Origin of the sequence: Methylobacterium sp. WL6, from assembly GCF_008040095.1 — a bacterium.
Taxonomy (GTDB): domain Bacteria; phylum Pseudomonadota; class Alphaproteobacteria; order Rhizobiales; family Beijerinckiaceae; genus Methylobacterium.
Genome location: NZ_VRVH01000628.1, coordinates 1 through 806 on the forward strand (window position 1 = coordinate 1; position 806 = coordinate 806).

Below are 806 nucleotides of genomic sequence, written 5' to 3' on the forward strand. Positions count from 1 at the left end.
GTGGTGACCAGCGCGTCGCGCGGCTGCGCCACCGGCTCCGGCTCGCCGCCGAACCGCGCGAACGCGTCGAACAGGATCGGCGCGGCGACCGCGCGCCCGACGAGGCCCGGCACCGCGGCGCCGTCCGGCCGCCCGACCCAGACCGCGATCGTCACCCGCCGGTCGAACCCGGCGGCCCACGCGTCGCGATAGCCGAACGAGGTGCCGGTCTTGTAGGCGATGCGGCCGGGCAGCGCGTTCTCGGGGGGCGGTGCGCCGCGCAGGATGTCGGCGACGTACCAGGCCGCCACCGGCTCGGCGACGCGGCGCGCGGAGTCGGGCGGCGCCGGCCGGTCGGCGCGGCGGATCAGGTCGGGCATCGCGCCGCCGCGGGCGAGGCCGGCATAGAGCCGGGCGAGGTCGGTCAGCGTGATCCCGAGGCCGCCCAGCGCCACGGGCAGGCCCGGCGCGGCGTCGCGCGGCAGCAGGATCGCGGCGCCGGCGGCCCTGAGGCGGGCGATGAAGCGGGCCGGGCCGACCGCCTCCATCAACGCGACGGCGGGCACGTTGAGCGAGAGCTGCAGGGCGCGGCGGGCGGTGACGGTGCCTTGATACGTGAGGTCGAAGTTCTCGGGCGCGTAGGCGGCCGCGTACCGGGCCGGGCGGTCGTCGAGCAGCGTCTCGGGATGGGCGAGCCCGCTCTCGAAGGCCTGCGCGTAGATGAAGGGCTTGAGCGCCGAGCCCGGCGAGCGCACCGCCAGCGTCATGTCGATGGCGCCGCGGCGCGCGGCGTCGCGGTAGCCGGCGCTGCCGACCTGGGCGAGCAC

1 protein-coding gene is annotated in these 806 nt (G+C 77.9%); it reads right to left on the minus strand.

The window, feature by feature from the left end; translation table 11 throughout:
- A partial coding sequence (locus tag FV230_RS28855) for a penicillin-binding transpeptidase domain-containing protein (RefSeq protein WP_281408348.1) occupies window positions 1-806 on the minus strand: 806 nt, incomplete at both ends.